Origin of the sequence: Pseudorhodobacter sp. E13 (assembly GCF_003991405.1) — a bacterium.
In the GTDB taxonomy this organism is placed as follows: Bacteria; Pseudomonadota; Alphaproteobacteria; order Rhodobacterales; family Rhodobacteraceae; genus Pseudorhodobacter.
Window position 1 is genome coordinate 1 of the sequence record NZ_RPEN01000143.1, and the last position, 20,012, is coordinate 20,012.

General features: G+C 62.1%; 19 protein-coding genes. 7 read left to right on the plus strand and 12 right to left on the minus strand.

Annotated elements, in window-relative coordinates; translation table 11 throughout:
* Nucleotides 1-36 precede the first annotated feature (36 nt).
* The 7 genes from EGN72_RS03490 to EGN72_RS03520 all read right to left on the minus strand — a co-directional run bounded on the left by EGN72_RS03490 (nt 37) and on the right by EGN72_RS03520 (nt 6,070).
* Entirely contained in the window at nt 37-1,374 is a 1,338-nt protein-coding gene (locus tag EGN72_RS03490; RefSeq protein ID WP_127045263.1) for a glutamine synthetase family protein, read from the minus strand.
* Between the two features lie 3 nt (nt 1,375-1,377).
* Nucleotides 1,378-2,205, minus strand: a complete 828-nt coding sequence (locus EGN72_RS03495; RefSeq protein WP_127045264.1) for an ABC transporter permease — start codon at nt 2,203-2,205, stop codon at nt 1,378-1,380.
* Nucleotides 2,202-3,083 (minus strand): ABC transporter permease, encoded by an 882-nt coding sequence (locus EGN72_RS03500; RefSeq protein WP_127045265.1) that lies wholly within the window; start codon nt 3,081-3,083, stop codon nt 2,202-2,204. Before EGN72_RS03500 ends, EGN72_RS03495 begins: the two co-directional genes overlap by 4 nt.
* A gap of 98 nt (nt 3,084-3,181) precedes the next feature.
* Nucleotides 3,182-3,904 carry a transporter substrate-binding domain-containing protein gene (locus EGN72_RS03505; RefSeq protein ID WP_127045266.1) on the minus strand — a complete coding sequence of 241 codons (723 nt, stop codon included), beginning with the start codon at nt 3,902-3,904 and terminating at the stop codon, nt 3,182-3,184.
* 45 nt (nt 3,905-3,949) lie between these two features.
* Nucleotides 3,950-4,756 (minus strand): ABC transporter ATP-binding protein, encoded by an 807-nt coding sequence (locus tag EGN72_RS03510; protein ID WP_305000503.1) that lies wholly within the window; start codon nt 4,754-4,756, stop codon nt 3,950-3,952.
* 133 nt (nt 4,757-4,889) lie between these two features.
* Nucleotides 4,890-5,636, minus strand: coding sequence for a phosphate/phosphite/phosphonate ABC transporter substrate-binding protein (locus EGN72_RS03515; protein WP_127045267.1), 747 nt, complete (start codon nt 5,634-5,636; stop codon nt 4,890-4,892).
* Complete coding sequence (locus EGN72_RS03520; RefSeq protein ID WP_127045268.1) at nt 5,633-6,070, minus strand: TerB family tellurite resistance protein; 438 nt, start codon at nt 6,068-6,070, stop codon at nt 5,633-5,635. The genes EGN72_RS03515 and EGN72_RS03520 overlap by 4 nt, the downstream gene beginning before the upstream one ends.
* A gap of 158 nt (nt 6,071-6,228) precedes the next feature.
* On the opposite strand from EGN72_RS03520, the gene dprA reads away from it, so the two are divergent.
* Nucleotides 6,229-7,398 (plus strand): DNA-processing protein DprA, encoded by a 1,170-nt coding sequence (gene dprA / locus EGN72_RS03525; protein WP_127045269.1) that lies wholly within the window; start codon nt 6,229-6,231, stop codon nt 7,396-7,398.
* Here the strand turns inward: dprA and EGN72_RS03530 are convergent.
* Entirely contained in the window at nt 7,395-7,832 is a 438-nt protein-coding gene (locus EGN72_RS03530; protein ID WP_127045270.1) for a hypothetical protein, read from the minus strand. The two genes, dprA and EGN72_RS03530, sit on opposite strands and share 4 nt — an antisense overlap.
* Nucleotides 7,833-7,981: 149 nt before the next feature.
* Here EGN72_RS03530 and topA point away from each other — a divergent pair, with 149 nt between their 5' ends.
* The gene (gene topA / locus EGN72_RS03535; protein WP_127045271.1) at nt 7,982-10,684 is read left to right on the plus strand and encodes a type I DNA topoisomerase; all 2,703 of its coding nucleotides are present in this window, start codon (nt 7,982-7,984) and stop codon (nt 10,682-10,684) included.
* Between the two features lie 141 nt (nt 10,685-10,825).
* Here topA and choV read toward each other — a convergent pair whose 3' ends face one another.
* Genes choV through choX form a run of 3 tightly spaced genes read right to left on the minus strand, consistent with a single transcriptional unit; the run spans nt 10,826 to nt 13,684 of the window.
* Nucleotides 10,826-11,851 (minus strand): choline ABC transporter ATP-binding protein, encoded by a 1,026-nt coding sequence (gene choV, locus EGN72_RS03540; RefSeq protein ID WP_127045272.1) that lies wholly within the window; start codon nt 11,849-11,851, stop codon nt 10,826-10,828.
* Entirely contained in the window at nt 11,848-12,702 is an 855-nt protein-coding gene (gene choW, locus EGN72_RS03545) for a choline ABC transporter permease subunit (protein WP_127045273.1), read from the minus strand. Before choW ends, choV begins: the two co-directional genes overlap by 4 nt.
* A 49-nt stretch (nt 12,703-12,751) precedes the next feature.
* Nucleotides 12,752-13,684 (minus strand): choline ABC transporter substrate-binding protein, encoded by a 933-nt coding sequence (gene choX / locus EGN72_RS03550; RefSeq protein ID WP_127045274.1) that lies wholly within the window; start codon nt 13,682-13,684, stop codon nt 12,752-12,754.
* A gap of 90 nt (nt 13,685-13,774) precedes the next feature.
* Between choX and betI the strand changes: the two genes are divergently transcribed.
* The 5 genes from betI (at nt 13,775) to EGN72_RS03575 (ending at nt 18,579) form a co-directional block, all read left to right on the plus strand.
* On the plus strand, nt 13,775-14,383 hold the full coding sequence (gene betI, locus EGN72_RS03555) for a transcriptional regulator BetI (RefSeq protein WP_127045275.1): 609 nt from the start codon (nt 13,775-13,777) through the stop codon (nt 14,381-14,383).
* The gene (gene betB / locus EGN72_RS03560) at nt 14,380-15,822 is read left to right on the plus strand and encodes a betaine-aldehyde dehydrogenase (RefSeq protein ID WP_127045276.1); all 1,443 of its coding nucleotides are present in this window, start codon (nt 14,380-14,382) and stop codon (nt 15,820-15,822) included. The genes betI and betB overlap by 4 nt, the downstream gene beginning before the upstream one ends.
* A gap of 33 nt (nt 15,823-15,855) precedes the next feature.
* Nucleotides 15,856-17,502 (plus strand): choline dehydrogenase, encoded by a 1,647-nt coding sequence (gene betA / locus EGN72_RS03565; protein ID WP_127045277.1) that lies wholly within the window; start codon nt 15,856-15,858, stop codon nt 17,500-17,502.
* Nucleotides 17,503-17,596: 94 nt separating this feature from the next.
* Entirely contained in the window at nt 17,597-18,250 is a 654-nt protein-coding gene (locus EGN72_RS03570) for a thermonuclease family protein (RefSeq protein WP_127045278.1), read from the plus strand.
* A gap of 89 nt (nt 18,251-18,339) precedes the next feature.
* Nucleotides 18,340-18,579, plus strand: coding sequence for a YdcH family protein (locus EGN72_RS03575; RefSeq protein ID WP_127045279.1), 240 nt, complete (start codon nt 18,340-18,342; stop codon nt 18,577-18,579).
* On the opposite strand, the gene EGN72_RS03580 is transcribed toward EGN72_RS03575, so the two are convergent.
* The gene (locus EGN72_RS03580) at nt 18,576-19,979 is read right to left on the minus strand and encodes a short-chain fatty acyl-CoA regulator family protein (protein WP_127045280.1); all 1,404 of its coding nucleotides are present in this window, start codon (nt 19,977-19,979) and stop codon (nt 18,576-18,578) included. The two genes, EGN72_RS03575 and EGN72_RS03580, sit on opposite strands and share 4 nt — an antisense overlap.
* Nucleotides 19,980-20,012 lie beyond the last annotated feature (33 nt).

Consider the following 20,012-nt stretch of genomic DNA (forward strand, 5'->3'; position numbering starts at 1 on the left):
ACGAGGGGGCTGGGGGGGGGGAGGTAGGGTGGGGGGTTAGACGGTGTCGAGATAGAGTTCGAGTTGCTCTTCGATGCTGAGTTCTGCGAGGTAGTGCATTTCCTGCCGTTTTGTCAGCGCATAGTTGCGGATCAGGTCGCGGCTGAAGATGCGAGGCAGGATGGTGGAGTTTTCGAAGGCGTCGATCGCTGCGGCCCAATCGGTCGGGATCTGGTCCAGACCTTCGGTGGCATAGGCATTGCCTGCGATGGGGGCAGGCGGTTCTACCGCGTCCTCGATGCCATTCAGAGCTGCGCCAAGGATGACGGCCAGCATCAGATAGGGGTTCACATCGCCGCCCGCGACGCGGTGTTCGATCCGGCGTGCGGCGGGGCTGCCGGCCGGAATGCGGATTGCGGCGGTGCGATTTTCATAACCCCAGCACACCATGGTCGGGGCATGGGCGTCGGGCACCAGCCGTTCATAGCTGTTGGCATGTGGGGCGAAAAGCAGGGTGGAATCGCTCATCGCGGACAAGCAGCCTGCAACGGCGTGGCGCAGGGCTGCGGTGCCCTTTGGCCCACCGGAATCAAAGATATTGTCGCCTTTTTCATCGAGGATCGAGAAATGCGTGTGCAGGCCAGAGCCGGAATATTCCGGGTAGGGTTTGGCCATGAAAGAGGCCGCAAAACCATGTCTGCGGGCCAGCCCCTTGACCAGCATCTTGAACAGCCATGCATCATCGGCGGCGCGCAGGGCATCGTCGCAATGCATCAGGTTCACCTCAAATTGTCCAAGCCCGGTTTCCGAGGTGGAGGTATCGGCAGGGATATCCATCGCCTCGCAGGCGTCATAGAGATCGGTGAAGAAAGTATCGAACGCGTCCAGCGCCCGGATCGACAGGGTTTCGGCGGCCTTGCGGCGTTTGCCAGAGCGGGGCGAGGCGGGCACCTGCATCTTTTTGCCAGAGTCGTCGATCAGAAAGAATTCCAGTTCCATTGCGCAGACCGGGGTCAGGCCGCGTGCCTTGTAGCGGGCGACCACGGCGGCCAGCGCCTGACGCGGATCGCCATCATAGGGTTGGCCGTTTTCGCGGAACATCCAGATCGGCAGCAAGGCGGTTGGCGCCTCCAGCCAAGGCATCGGCATGAAGCCGCGCTCGGTCGGTTTCAGCACGCCATCGGCATCGCCTTGTTCGAACACCAGCGGGCTGTCGTCGATATCTTCGCCCCAGATGTCAAGGTTCAGCACCGAGAAAGGAAAGCGGATGCCATCCTTGACCGCCTTATCGGCAAAGCGGGACGGGATACGTTTGCCCCGCGCCTGCCCATTCAGGTCGGCCGCTGCGACACGGATCGTGCGGACTTCGGGATGTTTGCGTAGCCAGTCTTTCATAACTCACCTGATGATCTGCGGGCGCAGCTTGACGCGGCTCCGCTCGTTTGAGGGCAAATGCCTGTTCAGTCGTTTGTTGATGGCCCCAAAGACCCAGATCACCGCCAAGGTCAGCAGGATGAAATAGAAGGCAACGATGGGGTAGGGGACGAAGGGGTTGAAGGTTTTGTCGACGAAATAACTGGCGTAATACAGCGCGTCACCTTCCTGCCGGAAGGCCGGAAAGCCGGAAAAGAACACCAGTGTCGTTGCGTGGAACAGAAAGATCGCCTCATTGGTATAGGCGGGCCAGCCCAGCCGCAGCATGGTCGGCCATTGGATACGGCGAAACCGCGCCCAGCCGGTGATGCCATAGGCATCCGCCGCCTCCAGATCGCCCTTGGGGATGGACCGCAGCGCGCCGTAGAAAATCTCGGCGGAATAGGCGGCGGTGTTCAAAAACAGCACGATCAGCGCCCCGGCCCAAGCGCGCGACAGCCAGCTGACCTCGGCGGTGATGCCGAACAGCTCGATCCCGTTGCGCGGCAGCAGCACCAATGCTTCATAGGCCAGAAAGAACTGAATGAACAAAGGCGAGCCGCGGAACACAAAGATGAACCATTCTGCCGGCTTGCGCGCCAGTTTGAAGCGGGACGCCTTGGCCAGCGCCAGCGCATTGGCCAGCACAAAGCCGAACAGCAGCGCCAGCGCGCCGAAATAGATGTTCCAGATCAGGCCAGAGCCGATCAGCGTGAATTGCTGGCACAGGGTGAAATCGGCCTTGGGCAGCAGGCGTTCACCATAACCAAGCGACCGCAAGCCATAATCGGCAATGGTTTGCAGGCAACTCATGTGGCAGCCTTTCTTTGGGCTTCACCCGATGCGGTGGCTTGCCCAAGGCTCAGGCGGTTCTGGATGCGCGTCAGCACCAGTTCTGATACCCGCGTCATGCACAGGTAAAACACCAGCAGGAACAAGAAGTAATACAGCCGCCAATCGGGGTGCGGATAGGCATAGGCGCTGGTTTTCGCGCCGCCCAATTCCCGCGCCCAATAAACGATATCCTGCACCCCCAGCAAGAACAGCAAAGGCGTGGCCTTGATCAAGATCATCCACAGGTTCGACAGGCCGGGCAGGGCATAGACCCACATCTGCGGCACCAGAACCCGGCGGAACACCTGGCGCGCGTTCATGCCATAAGCTTCGGCGGTTTCCAACTGCGCGCGCGGCACAGCCTGCATCGCGCCGTAAATCACATTGGCGGCAAAGGCCCCGAACACCAGCGCGAATGTCACCACCGCCAGCACAAAGCCATAGGCCGAATGCCAGACCTGCGCCGAGGCGTTCTGCGGCACTTTCGCCTCGGGGCAGACCCGGAATTCCAAGCCGTTGCGAATAGGGTCTGTCCAGTCCGGGCAGCGGACCTGATGCATCAACCACTCGATCCCCTGATCCAGCGCGATGACGAAAAACAGAAAGAACACGATATCCGGCACGCCGCGCACCATGGCGGTATAGCCTTTGCCGATGATCCGCAGCGGCAGGATATGCGACCGCGACATCATCGCGCCGCCAAAACCAAAGGCAAGCGCCGTGGGGGCGGTGACCGCCAGCAGCGTCAGCACGGTCAGAAAAGAGAAATAGAAATCAAGATGCTTGCCCGTGGTCAGGTAGCACAAAAGCCAGTTCAGGCCTTGCAGGGTCGAAGGGTCGGCGCAACTGGAAAACATGAATATTCCGTAAGGGCAGCGCGCGTATTTTCCGCGGAAAAGGTTTGGAAAAACCGCGCGCTGCCCAAGAGTGGGTTACCTCGCCAAACTTTGGCGTCTTAGAACGGGGCGACCGTATCGCCGAACCATTTCTTGATCAGCTCATTCAAGGAACCATCGGCCTTCATGGCCGCGATGCCTGCATCGAACTTGTCGCGCAATTCGGTGTCGGATTTGCGCAGGCCCATGCCAACACCACCGCCCAATTGCACATCTTCACCCGCCCAGACGAACTGGCCGTTCGATTCCGCCAGAATCGGTGCCAGATATTCCTTATCCGCGAAAACGGCATCGGCCTCGCCATTGCGCACGGCGGCCACGGTTTCATCCGGGGTGGCGAATTCGATCAAAGTGGCACCGCTGGATTGCACATAGCCTGCCTGAATCGTGCCGGTCTGTGCCGAAACAGCCCCGCCCTTGATATCGGCGCCCGCGTCCAGCGCCATATAGGCCGAGGAGGCCGGCGGCACATAGTTTTGCGTGAAGTCGATGACTTCCTTACGCTCATCCGTGATGCTCATCCCTGCGATGATCACATCATAGTTGCCGGACTGAAGGTTGGGGATGATACCATCCCAATCGGTCGTCACCCATTCACAGGTCAGGCCCGCCATTTCGCACAGCTTGTCGCCCAGTTCGCGCTCAAACCCGTCCACTTCGCCCGCGTCATTGATGAAGTTATAGGGAGGGTAGGCGCCCTCGGTCCCCATGCGCACGGTTTGTGCCAGCGATGCGCTAGCGGTCAGCGCCAGCAGCGCGGTGGTCAGAATCAGCTTTTTCATTTGGTTGCTCCCTATTGCAAAGCTTTTGTGATGGTTCTTTGTGCCTTACCCGCCCGCCGAAAGGAAGCCACGCAAACGCTCTGATTGCGGGTTTCCGAACAACGCGCCGGGGGGGCCTTCTTCTTCGGTGCGGCCTTGGTGCAGGAACACGACGTGATCCGACACATCGGCCGCCAGTTTCATATCATGCGTCACCAAAAGCATGGTGCGCCCTTCTTCGGCCAAGGCCTTGATGACCTTGACAACCTCTTGTTCCAATTCCGGGTCCAGCGCGGATGTCGGTTCATCGAACAACAGCGCGCGGGGTTCCATGCACAGCGCGCGCGCAATCGCCGCGCGTTGCTGCTGGCCGCCCGACAACATCGCAGGCCAAGCGTCGGCCTTGTCGCCAATGCCCACCTTCTCCAGATACTGCCGCGCCTTGGCCTCTACCTCGACCGGATCGCGTTTCAGCACCGTCACCGGTGCCTCCATCACGTTTTGCAGGATGGTCATATGGGACCACAGGTTGAACTGCTGAAACACCATCGACAGATTTGTGCGGATGCGCGTGACCTGCGCGCGGTCGGCGGGGTGGCGGTTCAAACCTTCGCCGCGCCATTGCACCGCCTCGCCTTCGAACTTGATGACCCCTTGCTGGCTGTCCTCCAACAGGTTGCAACAGCGCAGCAGCGTCGATTTGCCCGACCCGGAAGACCCGATCAGCGAGATCACATGCCCCTTGGGCGCAACCATATCAATGCCTTTCAGCACCTCCAGATTGCCATAGCTTTTGTGCAGGTCCCGGATTTCGATGACAGGCACCGCGCTGTCGGTGTCATCGGATCGGAGGGCTTGGGTATTCTGGGTCACGAAGGCTCACTGCGTTGGTGGGGCGTTGGGGTTGTTGCGCAAATTAGGGCGTATAATTTGCCCTATTGCAACGGGCATTATGGCCATTCGTCACGTCACACGGCCATTTTGCGCAAAGGGCCTGCGCCTTTTGTCAGGGCGGTGGCGGATTGGGCACCGCCAGATAATCCGCGGCGGGCAGGCGCACCAGCCCGCGCAAGCCAAGGCTGTATCGCGCGCTGTCGGGCAGGGCTGTGATGGCGGCAGCGGTGATGTCGAACAGCAGCGCCGCCTTGTCCTGCTGCGCCGTGATAAGGGGCAGGCCGGGGGTGGGGGCGGTGCGCGCCACAACCCGCAAGCCATCGCTCACCCGGTCCAGCCGTCGCAAATGCCGCCAAGTCACCGCATCCAGCGCACCCAGATCGGCGCGGCCTTCGGCAATGGCTTGGGCTGTGGCCCGGTGCGCACCTGTCCGCAGCCCTGCGGGGAATCGCAGCCCCAAACGGGCGGCCTCTGTCTGCGGGGCGGCCCAGCCCGATTGCGACATCGGCTCATTATAGGCCAAGGCCGTGCCGTCAAATTCCGCCAGCGTGGCGCGCGGATCATCGGCGCGGGCGACAAAGACGCTGCAATACTGGCCGGGGCCGCAGCCCTCCAGCCCATAATCCGGCGTGCCGACCAAGGCGACCTTGGGGTGCAGCCGCGCCCGGAACGGATAGCCACAGGTCTGCGCCAGCAGCAGGTCAGGGGCCTGCCAAATCTCCCACAGATCGGGGCCGCGCAGCAGGGTCGCTGGGGCCTCCAGCCCGGCCTTGGCGGCCCCTTCGCGGATCAAGTGCCAAAGCGTGTCATTCGCGGCGGTCAGATCGCCGAAGTCATACATCGGCAGCGCGGCGATCATGCTTTGGCGGCCCGTTGCCGTGCCATGGCCGATTGCTGATCGGTCAGCCCCAGCAGGTTCACCACCAGCCGCATAAGCTGATCTTCGGCGGCATCACGGCTGTCATCGGCCAGAACCACAGACCACATCGCCTGCACCACTGCCTCACGATCCTCCAGCGCGGTGGCCTCTTTCAGCGCCCGGGTAAAGCGGACGGTGTCTGGGGCCTCCTGCTCCAACACCTCGGCCTGCGCGCGCAGATCGGCGGCGGCTTGCGGTGTCAGGTGGTGGCGGGTGGCCAGCACGCGGTCAATCCGCGCCATCTCCACGCGGGCATAATCGCCATCGGCGCGGGCCAGCCGCACAAGCAAAGCCGCCAAGGCCAGATCGGCATCCGGTTCAGGCAGGCGGTCAGGGGTCGGGGCCGTCAGGCGGCGCAGCAATGCATCAAACATACCCCCGATATAGGGGCAGTTCCCGCGCCTGCCAATGTCTGAAACGCGCGGCCATTGCATCACGTTCGGGCGATCACATCGGCAAAAGCGCGGATTTCTTCACGAAGCATTAACTTTCCCCGACGAAAGCTAAAACTTGAACAACCCCGAGGCTTGCGATGGATTCGGACCTTTTTGACCCTGAACGCCCCGCCACCGGCCCCTTGCCGGGTGAGGAGGTGGATTGGCTGCGCCTGATCCGCTCTCGCCGGGTGGGGCCGGTGACCTTTCATCGCCTGATCGCTGAACATGGCAGCGCTGCGGCGGCGCTTGCGGCCTTGCCCGGCATCGCCGCCGCGGCAGGGGTGGACCATTACAGCATCTGCCCGATGGAAGTGGCGCAGCACGAAATGTCGCTGGGCCGTGTGGCGGGGGCGAAACTGCTGTGCTGGGGCGGGCCGGACTATCCGGCGGCGCTGTATGATCTGCCCGATGCGCCGCCGGTGCTGTGGGCGCTGGGCGATGTGTCGCTGCTCAACCGGCCTGCGCTGGCGATGGTGGGGGCGCGCAATGCCTCCAGCCTTGGGCTGCGCATGGCAACCCGGCTGGCCGAGACGATGGGCGAAAACGGCTTTGTGATCGTGTCGGGGCTGGCCCGGGGCATTGACGCCGCCGCCCATAAGGCCGCGCTGGCGCTGGGCACGGTTGCGGTGCAGGCGGGCGGGGTCGATGTGATCTATCCCGAAGAAAACACCCTTCTGGCGGGCGAGATTGCCGCGAAAGGCTGCCGCATATCAGAGCAACCCATGGGCCTTGCCCCACAGGCGCGGCATTTTCCCCTGCGCAACCGTCTGGTGTCCGGCCTTGCCCGCGCGGTGGTGGTGGTCGAGGCGGCGGCGCGCTCTGGCAGTCTGATCACCGCGCGCAATGCGCTGGATCAGGGGCGCGATGTGCTGGCGGTGCCGGGCCACCCGTTTGATGCCCGCGCTTCGGGCTGCAACAGTCTGATCCGCGATGGCGCGACCCTTGTGCGCAGCTCCTCTGACGTGATCGAGGCGATTGGCACCGGCCTTGCGCTGCACCGCACAGCGACGCCTGCGCGCCCCGAGCCTGCTGTCCCTACGGCCCCGCCGCTGCCCGGCCCGGTGCCTGCCCGCAGGCCTTTGCACGATATCTCGGCGCTGCACAGTCAGATCCTTGCCCGGCTTGGCCCCAGCCCCTTGGCCGAAGATCAGCTGATCCGCGATCTGGCGATGCCGCCCGCCCATATCACGCCCGAACTTCTGACGCTGGAACTGGAAGGCAAGGTGTTGCGGCAGGCGGGGGGGCTGCTGTCAAGGGCGGATTAACGGCAGAATTCCGCCAGCACCGGGCGATAGGCAGCGCAAAGCTCTGGCGCGGTGAACCAGGCATCGGTGGCACCGATGGCCCAATGCACGGCGACCCAGGTGTCGCCCGATCTTTCAAACAGCGCCTGCATGCTGCTGCCATCCATGAAGTCGATGCCTTCGGGGTCGCGCAGGCCCATGGGCGTTTGTCGCAAGTCAATTTCCGCGCCGCCGGGGCGTTGTGGCCGCAGCATCGCAAAGCCCAGCCGACCATCGACCCGCAGGCTGTCGACCACGAATTCTACCGGCCCGCCCAATTGCCAGACCGCATGCGGTCGCAAGGCATCCAACATCCCCGCCCGATCCGCCGATCCGCGCGCGGGTTCCTGCCATCCAAGGGCCGGCCCTGCGCCAAAAGCGGCCAGACAAGCGCCATATGCAAGGATACGTTTCATGGGGGGCCTCGATTCCTTGTTGCAGTGAAGGCCAAAAAAGGCAATCAGGTCAAACACTTTGCGAATGACATCTGGCTCCATTGACATTTTGCCCCATTCGCACACATCTTGCCCCGCCATCACGGGCATTGTTCGGAAAAGAGGTTTTCATGGCTGTTGTCGTTGTTGAATCGCCTGCCAAGGCCAAGACAATCAACAAATATCTCGGGTCCGACTATACGGTTCTGGCCTCATTCGGGCATGTGCGCGACCTGCCGCCGAAAGATGGGTCCGTCGACCCGGACGATGATTTCGCAATGAAATGGGAAGTGGCGGCGGATAGCAAAAAGCACATCAAAGCCATCACCGAGGCGCTGAAATCCGACAATGAACTGATCCTCGCAACCGACCCTGACCGCGAGGGAGAGGCGATCTCGTGGCACCTGCAAGAGGCGCTGGCGAAAAGCATCAAGAAAGATACCAAGGTCAGCCGCGTGACGTTCAACGCGATCACCAAAGCCGCCGTCAGCGAGGCGATGAAGAACCCGCGCCAGATCGACGTGCCGCTGGTGGATGCCTATCTGGCCCGCCGCGCGCTGGATTATCTGGTGGGCTTCACGCTGTCGCCCGTGCTGTGGCGCAAGTTGCCGGGGGCGAAATCGGCAGGGCGGGTGCAATCGGTCTGTCTGCGCCTGATCGTGGAGCGGGAGATGGAGATCGAAGCCTTCCGCCCGCGTGAATTCTGGGGGGTGAACGCCCGTTTGCAGACGCCGCGAGGGCAGGAATATGATGCCCGCCTGACCGTGTTGGGCGGCAAGAAATTGGACAAATTCGACATTTCCAATGTCGAAGCGGCGGATTTGGCGGTGCAGGCTGTCACTTCTCGAACATTGACGGTGCAATCGGTGGAGGCAAAGCCCGCCGCGCGCAACCCCTCTGCGCCCTTCATGACATCGACCTTGCAGCAAGAGGCCAGCCGCAAATTCGGCATGGGGGCGAAGCAATGTATGGGGGCTGCGCAGCGGCTATATGAGGCCGGGCATATCACCTATATGCGAACCGATGGCATCGACATGGCCCCCGAGGCGGTGACAGCCGCGCGCGCCACGATCGAGGACCGTTACGGCAAGAAATATGTGCCGGAAACGCCGCGCATCTACAAGAACAAGGCCAAGAACGCGCAAGAGGCGCATGAATGTATCCGCCCCACCGATATGGCAAAAGCGGCCGAGGATCTGCGCCTCGATGGTGAGCAGAAAAAGCTCTATGACCTGATCTGGAAGCGCACGATTGCCAGCCAGATGGCCGCCGCGCGGCTGGAACGCACCACGGTCGATGTGGGCAGCAATGATGGGCAGGTGGTGCTGCGGGCCACCGGGCAGGTGGTGCTGTTTGACGGTTTCCTCAAGCTTTATGAAGAAGGCCGCGATGATGAGGATGGCGATGAGGGCCGTCTGCCCCAGATCATGCAGGGTGAGGCTGCGGGCTTTGTGAAGGGCGCCTTTGCCGAAGCCTTTGCCAAGGCTGCCGCTGCGGGTGATGAGGTGATCGAAGGCTCCGCCACGCGGGTCGCCTCGGCCGTTACCAATGCCAGCCAATCGGTGCTGGGCGCGCAGCATTTCACCCAGCCGCCGCCGCGCTATACCGAGGCGACGCTGGTGAAGCGGATGGAAGAATTGGGGATCGGGCGGCCCTCGACCTATGCCTCCATTCTGACCACGATCGTGGACCGCGAATATGTGCGCAAGGATAAAAACCGTTTGTTCCCCGAGGATAAGGGGCGGCTGGTCACGGCCTTTCTGTCCAACTATTTCCGCAAATATGTGGAATATGATTTCACCGCCGATCTGGAAGGCCAGCTTGACGATGTCTCGGCGGGGGATCGGGATTACAAGGAAGTATTGGCCCGGTTCTGGCGCGATTTTTCGGCGGCGATTGCCGAGACAGCCGATCTGCGCATTGGCGAGGTGCTGACCAAGATTGATGAATTCCTTGCGCCGCATCTGTATCCGGCGCGGGCCGATGGCACGGACCCACGGTCCTGCCCGATCTGCGGTGATGGGCGTTTGCATCTGAAAACCGCGCGGTCAGGTGGGGCGTTCATTGGCTGCGGGAATTACCCGGACTGTCGCTATACCCGCCCGATTTCGGTGCCGGGCGGCGAGGAGGGCGCTGCGATTTCGCCCGATGGGCAGGTTCTGGGCGTTGATGAGAATGGCGAGGAGATCAGCCTGCGCACAGGGCGTTTTGGCCCCTATGTGCAGCGCGGCGAGGCCAGCGAAGAGGTGCCGAAACCGCCGCGCGCCAGCCTGCCGAAGGGCTGGTCGCCGGAAACGATGGACCTTGAGCGCGCCTTGACCCTGCTGTCCCTGCCGCGCCAGATTGGCCCGCACCCTGAAGATGGCGAAATGGTCGAGGCTGCGATTGGCCGCTATGGCCCCTATGTGAAGCATAACAAAACCTACGCGAACCTTCCGGATGTGGAGGAGGTGTTCACCATCGGGATGAACCGCGCGGTAGAGGTTCTGGCCAATAAATACAGCAAGGCGCGGGTGGCGGCAGAGCCGATCAAGGATCTGGGCGAGCACCCGGAAGGCGGCGCGATGGCTGTGATGCCGGGGCGCTATGGGCCCTATATCAAATGGGGCAAGATCAACGCGACGGTGCCGAAAGAGATCGAGCCTGCCGAGATTTCGGTCGAGCAGGCCTTGGAACTGCTGGCGGAACGGGCGGCGAAAACCGGGGCGAAAAAGAAAGCCCCGGCCAAGAAGGCAGCGCCCAAGAAAGCCGCAGAGAAGAAACCTGCGGCGAAGAAAACGGCAGCGAAAAAGGCCCCGGCGAAGAAAACAGCCGCAAAGAAAGCGGCGGAATAGGCGACAAGAATCGCGCGCGGACGCTTTCGTAAGTGATTGTTTTTGCGTGATAACGCGATTTTATTTAACTAAGTTTTAACCTGCGCCTTTTGGCGAAGCGTGGGAAGGTTTGGGGCAAGGGGGGCAGGTTGCCCCCCCCGCTTACCCCCGCGGGTCCACCAGCCGCCCCATGACATGTGCGGCGGTCAGGGTGCCGATGCGGGTGCCGTTTTCGGTGACGGCGATTTCGGTGGCACCGTCGCGCATGGCTTGCATGATCTGGATCACCGGGGTTTCGGCGTCCAATGTGTGGCTTGCGGTGCTGGGACCGGCTTGCATTACGTCGCGGGCTGTCAGCACCGAGAGCGGGTTCATATGGGCCACGAAATCGGCCACATAATCGGAGACGGGGTTGGCGATAATCTCGCGCGCGGTGCCGCATTGCACGATGCGCCCGCCGTCCATCAGCGCGATGCGATTGCCGATTTTGAACGCCTCATCAAGGTCATGGCTGACAAAGATGATGCTGCGTTTCAGGCGCTGTTGCAGTTCCAGCAGCTCATCTTGCAGGCGCGCGCGGATCAGCGGATCCAGCGCAGAGAAGGGTTCATCCATCAACAGGATCGGCGCATCGGTGACAAAGGCGCGGGCAAGGCCAACGCGTTGCTGCATACCGCCCGAAAGCTCTCCGACTTTGCGGTCGGCCCATTGGGTCAGGTTGACCAGTGCAAGCTGTTCATCCACCTTGGCGCGGCGCTGGGCGGCGGTTTGGCCCGCAAGTTCCAGCCCAAGACCGACATTTTCGCGCACCGTGCGCCAGGGCAGCAGGCCGAATTGCTGAAACACCATGGCCACACATTCGCGGCGCAGGCGCAACAGGTCGGCTTTGGGCGCGGTGACGACATCGCAGGACCAGCCGTCATCATGGATGGTCACAGCCCCGCGCACCACCGGGTTCAGCCCGTTCACCGCCCGCAACAGCGTGGATTTGCCCGAGCCGGACAAGCCCATGAGCACCAGAATCTCGCCCTCATTCACCGTCAGCGAGCAGTTGTGAACGCCCAGCACCTGCCCGGTGCTGGCCTGTATTTCAGCGCGGCTTTGGCCTGCGTCCATCAGGGGCAGGGCGACCTCTGGCCTGTCGCCAAAGACGATGGAGACATTGTTGAATTCGACGGCAATGCTCATTTCTTGCGCACCTCCAGCATCACGCGCAGCACGGTGGCCAGCGCCACGATGACGAAACCGGATTCAAAGCCAAGGTCGGGTTTCATCCGGTTGAGGCCGTTCAGCACCGGTTGCCCCAGCCCGCCCGCGCCGACCAGCGTGGCGATGACAACCATAGAGAGCGAGAGCATGATGGTCTGGTTCAGCCCGACCATGATCTGCGGAAAGGCCGAAGGCAGTTCGACCTTCAGCAGCCGTTGCATCGGGGTGGCCCCGAAGGCGGTTGCGGCCTCGGTCAATGCGGTGGGGGTGGAGGCGATGCCAAGATAGGTCAGCCGGATTGAGGCGGGCAGCGCAAAGATCACCGTGGCTATCAGCCCCGGCACCGCGCCAAGGCCGAAAAAGATAACGGCGGGAATAAGATAGACGAAGGTGGGCAGGGTTTGCATCAGGTCCAGCACCGGTTCGATTGCGCCGTAAACCCAGCGTTTGCGCGCGGCCAGAATGCCCATCGGCACGCCCACGCCCATGCAGACGATGCAGGACACAAGGATCAGCGACAGGGTTTCAATCGTGCGGTCCCAATAGCCTTGGTTGATGATGAACAGCATGCCAAGCGCCACCACGGCGCATTTCTTGGCGCTGCGTTGCAAAGCGTAGGTCAGCGCCACGAAAAGCAGCGTCATGCCAATCGGGCCGATGGTTTCGATTGTCCAGGTCACCCCGTCAATCAGCCCGTCCAGCAGGTCCGAGATCAGGTCGAACAACCATGAGGCATGGGTCTTGAGCCATGTCACCGCGGCTTGGGCAGCATCGCCGACGGGGATTTTTGCGGCTGTCAGCGCCTCAACGAGGGGGGAGAGAAGGGCCATCTTTGTCCTGTGGGAAAAAGGCCCCGGATTGCGCCGGGGCCTTGCGGGATTACTGGGCGAGGGCTGCGGTGACGGCGGCCATCGCATCGCCACCGTCCTTGGTGGTCACACCGTCCAGCCATGCGCTCAGCGTATCGGGGTTGGCGGCCAACCATGCCTTGGCGGCGGCTTCGGGGGATTGGCCGTCATCCAGAATGGCGCCCATGACCTCATTTTCCAGCTTCAGCGAAAATTCGAGGTTTTGCAGCAGCTTGCCGGTGTTCGGGCATTCCGCGACATAGCCTGCACGGGTGTTGGTGGCCACAATCGCGCCGCCCAGATCGGGGCCAAAGAAATCATCGCCGCCGGGCAGATAGGTCATCTTGATATTGGCGTTCATCGGGTGCGGTTCCCAGCCGAGGAACACGATGGGTTCATTCCGCTCTTCCGACCGGGTTGCCTGTGCGAGCATGCCCTGCTCCGAGGATTCGACCAGTTCAAAGCCTTTCAGGCCAAAGGCATCGCCGTCGATCATATCCATGATCAGGCGGTTGCCGTCATTGCCCGGCTCAATCCCATAGATCTTGTTGTCCAAGGCGTCTTTGGCCTGCGCGATAGAGGCAAAATCGGTGATACCAGCGGCCACGCCTGCGGCATTGGTGGCCAGCGTATATTTCGCGCCGGTCAGGTTGGTGCGCACGGTGTCAACGGTGCCTGCATCGCGGTAGGGGGCGATATCGGCCTCCATCGTGGGCATCCAGTTGCCCAGAAACACGTCGATATTGCCTTCGGCCATGGAGGCATAGGTAACAGGCACCGACAGAACCTTGGTTTCGGTTTCATAGCCAAGCGCTTGCAGCACCAGCGAGGTAACGGCGGTGGTGGCGGTGATATCGGTCCAGCCAACATCCGAGAAGGTCACTTTGTCGCAATTGGCGAAGGCGGGGCCAGCCAGAACAAGGGCGGCGGCGCTGGCCAGAAGACTGTGTTTGAGGGTGGACATAGGGTTTCTCCGTTGGTTAGTTTTTTGTTGATTGACGAGTCAATAAACTTCACGATAGCCCGGATGGCAAGTTATTAGTGGAATCCGGTCATGCCAAAGCTTGGAATGGAGCCTATCCGAAAGACGGCGCTGGTCAAAGCCACGATCCTTGAGATCGGGCGGGCCGGCTCTTTGGACGTGACGGTGGGGCAGATTGCGAAACGGGCGGGGATGTCGACCGCGTTGGCGCATCATTATTTCGGCGGCAAGGAACAGATCTTTCTGGCCGCCATGCGCCATATCCTGTCGCTTTACGGGGCCGAGGTGCGGGGGGCATTGGCTGCGGCCAAGACGCCCGAGGCGCGGCTGGAGGCGATCTTGCTCGCATCGTTCAGTGCAACGAATTTCCGGCGGGAGGTGGTGAGCGCCTGGCTGAATTTCTATGTGCTGGCGCAGACGGTGCCGGGCGCGCGGCGCTTGTTGCACATCTATCAGCGTCGCTTGCATGCCAATCTGACCCATGCGCTGCGCCCGATGCTGGGCGCGCGTGCCGCCCCCGTGGCGCGTGCCTTGGGGGCCTTGATTGATGGGGTTTACCTGCGGGAGGCGCTGAGCGAGCGGCCTTCGGACGGGCGGGCCTCGGTTGCGATGATACAGGCCTATCTGGCCGCCGAATTGAACAGAGAAAAGACCACAGAGTTGAAAGGTGCCGCCCTATGATCGCCCAGCCCGAAGCCAGCCATTTCGTCAATGGGGCCTATTTGGAAGACAGCAAAGGCGCTGTGATCGAGGTTATCAACCCCGCCAATGGCGAGGTGATCGCCAGTCTGCATGAGGCGACGCCTGCGGTGATTGATGCGGCGCTGGCCTCGGCTGCGGCGGCGCAGGCCGAATGGGCCGCGCGCAAACCGGTGGAGCGGGGGCGGATTTTGCGCCGCGCCGCCGATCTGATCCGCGACTATGGCGATAGCCTTGCCCGGCTGGAGACGCTGGATACCGGCAAGCCCTTGCAGGAAACGCTGGTGGCCGATTGGCCCTCGGGCGCGGATGCGTTGGAATATTTCGGCGGTTTGGCCCCCACGGTGACGGGCGAAACCATCCCGCTGGGCGGCGATTTCGCCTATACGCTGCGCGAGGCGTTGGGCGTTTGCGTGGGCATCGGCGCGTGGAATTACCCCAGCCAGATCGCCTGCTGGAAATCCGCGCCTGCCTTGGCGATGGGCAATGCGATGGTGTTCAAACCCTCTGAGGTGACGCCATTGGGCGCGCTGCAACTGGCCGAGATTTTCATCGAGGCGGGGCTGCCTGCGGGGTTGTTCAACGTGGTGCAGGGGCGCGGTGCGGTTGGGGCGTCACTGGTGACGGATGCGCGCGTGTCCAAGGTGTCGCTGACCGGTTCGGTCCCAACGGGGCGCAAGGTTTATGCGGCGGCCGCCGATGGTATCCGGAATGTGACGATGGAACTGGGCGGCAAATCTCCGCTGATCATCTTTGATGACGCCGATCTGGACAGCGCGGTGGGGGCCGCGATGATGGCGAATTTCTATTCGGCGGGGCAGGTGTGCAGCAATGGCACCCGGGTTTTCGTGCAAAAGGGCATCAAGGAGGCGTTTCTGGCACAGCTGAAGGCGCGGGCCGAAAAGATCGTGCTGGGCGACCCGATGGAGATGGCCACCCAGATGGGGCCGCTGGTATCGGCCGCGCAGGTGTCCAAGGTGATGGGCTATGTCGAAGCGGCCAAGGCCGCAGGCGCGCGGCTGGTCACGGGGGGCGCTGCGGCGGGGATGTTCGTGGAACCCACCGTCTTTGCCGATGTCACCGATGAGATGGAACTGGCCTGCGAAGAAGTGTTTGGCCCGGTGATGGCCGTTCTTGAGTTTTCGGATGAAGAAGAGGTTGTAAGCCGCGCAAATAACACGGATTTCGGGCTGGCGGCTGGCGTCTTTACCGCCGATCTGGCGCGGGCGCATCGGGTGATTGGCGCGTTGCAGGCAGGCACTTGCTGGATCAACACCTATAACCTGACGCCGGTAGAAATGCCCTTTGGCGGGGCCAAACTTTCGGGTGTTGGGCGCGAAAACGGCAAGGCGGCGTTGGAGTATTACAGCCAGATCAAATCGGTCTATGTCGGCATGGGGCCGGTTGACGCGCCCTATTGAGGGCGGGTCCGGAACACGAGAAGCGGGACGGATATGCAAGCAGATTATGTGATTGTGGGCGCAGGCTCGGCGGGCTGTTCCATGGCTTACCGCTTGGCCGAGGCGGGGGCCTCGGTCTGTGTGATCGAGTTTGGCGGCACGGATGCGGGGCCGTTCATCCAGATGCCTGCCGCGCTGTCCTATCCGATGAATATGGGCCTCTATGATTGGGGTATGGCGTCGGAGCCAGAGCCGCATCTGGGCGGGCGCAGCCTTGTGACGCCGCGCGGCAAGGTGATCGGCGGGTCCAGCAGTATCAACGGTATGGTTTATGTGCGCGGCCATGCGAAGGATTACGACCATTGGGCCGAGGCGGGCGCGGAGGGTTGGGCCTATGCCGATGTGCTGCCCTATTTCCGCCGGATGGAGCATTGGCACGGCGGCACTTCTGCCTATCGCGGCACCGATGGGCCGTTGCACATTACGCGCGGGCCGCGCGACAACCCGCTGTTTGATGCTTTCATCACGGCAGGGGAACAGGCCGGATACCCGGTGACGCCCGATTACAACGGTGCCGCGCAAGAAGGCTTTGGCCCGATGGAGGCCACGATTTACAAGGGCCAGCGCTGGTCGGCGGCCAATGCCTATCTGAAACCCGCGATGAAATCGGGGCGGGTGCAGCTTGTGCGCGGCCTTGCCCGCAAAGTGGTGATTGAAGGCGGGCGCGCGGTTGGCGTCGAACTGTCGCGCGGTGGTTCGGTGGAGGTGATCCGCGCGGGCAAAGAGGTGATTCTGGCGGCGAGCAGCCTGAACTCGCCCAAGTTGTTGATGCTGTCGGGCATTGGCCCGGCTGCGCATCTGACCGAACATGGCATCGAGGTGCTGGCCGACCGGCCCGGTGTGGGCAGCAATTTGCAGGACCATCTGGAGGTCTATATGCAATTTGCCAGCAAGCAGCCGATCACACTGTATAAATACTGGAACCTGATCGGCAAGGCGCTGATCGGGGCGCAATGGCTGTTCACCCGCAAGGGGCTTGGCGCGTCGAACCAGTTTGAGGCTTGTGGTTTCATCCGTAGTAGGAAAGGCGTGGAATACCCTGATATTCAATATCATTTCCTGCCGATCGCTGTGCGATACGATGGCCGCGCCAGCGCTGAAGGGCATGGGTTTCAGGTGCATACAGGGCCGATGCGCAGCCCGTCGCGCGGGACGGTGCGTCTGCGCTCGGCGGACCCCGCGGCGCATCCGGTCATCCGCTTCAACTATATGTCCGAGGCGCAGGATTGGGAGGATTTCCGCGCCTGTATCCGCCTGACCCGCGAGGTTTTTGCCCAAGCGGCGATGCAGCCCTTTGTGAAACATGAAATCCAGCCGGGGGCAGCGGTGCAAACGGATGCCGAGATTGACGACTTCATCCGCGAACACGCCGAAAGCGCCTATCACCCCTGCGGCACTGCACGCATGGGGCGGCGCGATGACCCGATGGCCGTGGTGGATGCCGAATGTCGGGTGATCGGGGTCGAAGGCTTGCGGCTGGCCGATAGTTCAATTTTTCCGCAGATCACCAATGGCAATCTGAACGGGCCGTCGATCATGGTGGGGGAGAAGGCTGCCGACCATATCCTTGGCCGCGCGCCCTTGGCCCCAATGAATCTGGCGCCAGAGGTCAATGAAAACTGGCGCGCGGCGCAGCGCTAAAAGCCTGTGGTAAGCTTTGGGTAACGTTAACCAATATTAACCAAAGGTTAACAAAATTCTTGATTTTCGCCCGCATAGGGCGGAAAACGAGGGTATGTTAACCTTTCGTTCCGCCCTTGTTCTGTTTCTGCTGGCTGTCACGCCCGCTCAGGCGCTGACCCTTTCGGGGCAGGCAGTGGTGACGGATGGCGACAGCCTGCGCATCGGGGCGGAGCGTATTCGCCTGTTCGGGATCGACGCGCCGGAATTGAAGCAGCGCTGTGACCCTTCGGGGCGGAACTGGGCTTGCGGCAAATGGGCGAAGGACGCGCTGCAACAGATTGTCTCGCAAGGGGTTTTGCGCTGCGAGGCGGTGGAGAAGGATCGCTATGGCCGCACTGTGGCGCGCTGCATGGTCGGGCAACGGGATGTGGCGGCGTTGATGGTGCGGGCGGGGGCGGCGACGGCCTTTACCCGCTATTCCACAGACTATGTGGCGCAGGAACGCGCCGCCAAGGCCGAGGCGCGGGGGCTGTGGTCGGGGGCTATGACCGCGCCGGGGGACTATCGGCAGATCGCCAAACGCGGCAGCACGGCCCCAAGCGGTTGTGTGATCAAGGGCAATATCTCGGCCAAGGGCGCGCGGATTTATCACATGCCGGGGCAGCGCGACTATGCCGCCACCAAAATTTCCCCGTCCAAGGGCGAGGCGTTCTTCTGCTCGGAAGCACAGGCGCGCGCGGCGGGATTTCGCGCCGCGAAACGCTGAATTTTCGACACGGGTTTGATCCCTGTCAAAGCGCCGTTGCCTTGCCTGTTATAGACTTGATCTGTAACAGGAAATAGAAGGAGCGCCTGATGTCCCATACCCCGCATGAACTGGCCGAGGAATTCCCGGCTGAAGTGGAAAAGATGCACAAGCTGAAGCTGGAGAATGCGCATTTCGCCAAGCTTTTCGATGAATACCATGAGGTGAATCGCGCCGTGCATCGGGCGGAAACGCTGGTGGAGCCGACGGATGCGGCGAATGAAACCGCCCTGCGGCAAAAGCGCAGCCATCTGAAAGACGAAATCTGGTCGATCTTGTCGGCGGCCTAAGGGGTGTCGGGGGCGATGCCATAGGGCAGCACCCCGCGCCTGTCGGGATTGACCGTCAGGCGCTTTTCCAGTGGTGGCACCGAGCGTTGGTGACAATCGGGCCGCTCACAAATCCGGCAGGAAATGCCGATGGGTTCAAAGCGGCCGCGCAGGTCCAGCCCATCGGCATAGACCAGCTTGTCGGCATGGCCAATCTCACATCCCAGACAGATCGCGTAGCGGCGCACCGGGGCGCCAAAGGCCCCACCGGATTTTGACACGTCGCGCGCAAGGCAGACATAGCGCACCCCATCCGGGGTTTCCGCCAGTTGCCGCAAAAAACGCCCCGGCATTTCAAAGGCTTGATGCACGTTCCACAAGGGGCAGGCGCCACCGAACCGCGCGAATTGAAAGCGGGTGGCGGAATGGCGCTTGGTCACGGTTCCCGCCTGATCGACGCGGACGAAGAAGAAGGGCACGCCCTTTGCCCCCGGCCGCTGCAAGGTGGACAGCCTGTGCGCGACTTGCTCAATCGAACTGTCGAACAGATCGGCGAGGCGTTCCAGATCATGCCGCTCTCGGTCGGCGGCGTCCAGGAATGCGGTGTAGGGCATCAGGGCCGCCCCGGCAAAGTAATTGGCCAGCCCGATCTTGGCGATGCCGCGCGCCTCGGGGCTTTGGAATTGTGCGAGGTCCAGCGTCGCTTCCAGCAGGTCATTCTGGGTCAGCAGGGCGACCTGATGCAGCAGTTGAAAGCGTCGGGTCGGCCCCGAGGCGCGGCCCGACAGCGCCAGCCGTTTGGCGGTGGCATCAAAGCGGCGGATATCGGCATTGTTCGAAATGTCCAAATCAATGCCAAGCGACTCCAATGTGGCAAGTGCCGTGGTTTCGATAGGAATATCAGGGCCCTTTAGGGTGGCATAGCGTTCCGCTGCGCGGTCGATTGCGTCGATGTAATTGTCGCAATAGTGAAAGAAATCGCGCACCTCCTCCCATGCCGAAGGCGCGAGAGAGGTTTCATTCCGGCCCAATGCCTCATCCAGCGAGGCAAGGCGTTCGTGGCTTTGGCGGTAAGCGCGGTGCAGATCGAGAAAGGCGCGGGCAAGGCCGGGCGCGTTGGAGGCGGCCAGCCGCAGATCGGCCAAAGGGGGCGGCGCGGTAAAGACCGGATCGGCCAGCGCCTCGCGCATATCGGTGACGATGCGTTCGCTGTCGCCGCTGGTCAGCTCGGTCACATCCAGCCCGAATTCCTGTGCCAGTGCCAGCACCACACCCGCCGAGATGGGGCGGTTGTTGTTTTCCATCTGGTTCAGATAGGGCAGGGAGACATCCAGCTTTTGCGCGAAGGCCTTTTGCGTCAGCCGCAAGCGCCCGCGCAATTCGCGCAGCTTGACGCCTGCATAAAGCTTTTGTGTGGCCATATCGCCCTCAAGGGTTTGCAAAGCGCAGGATGA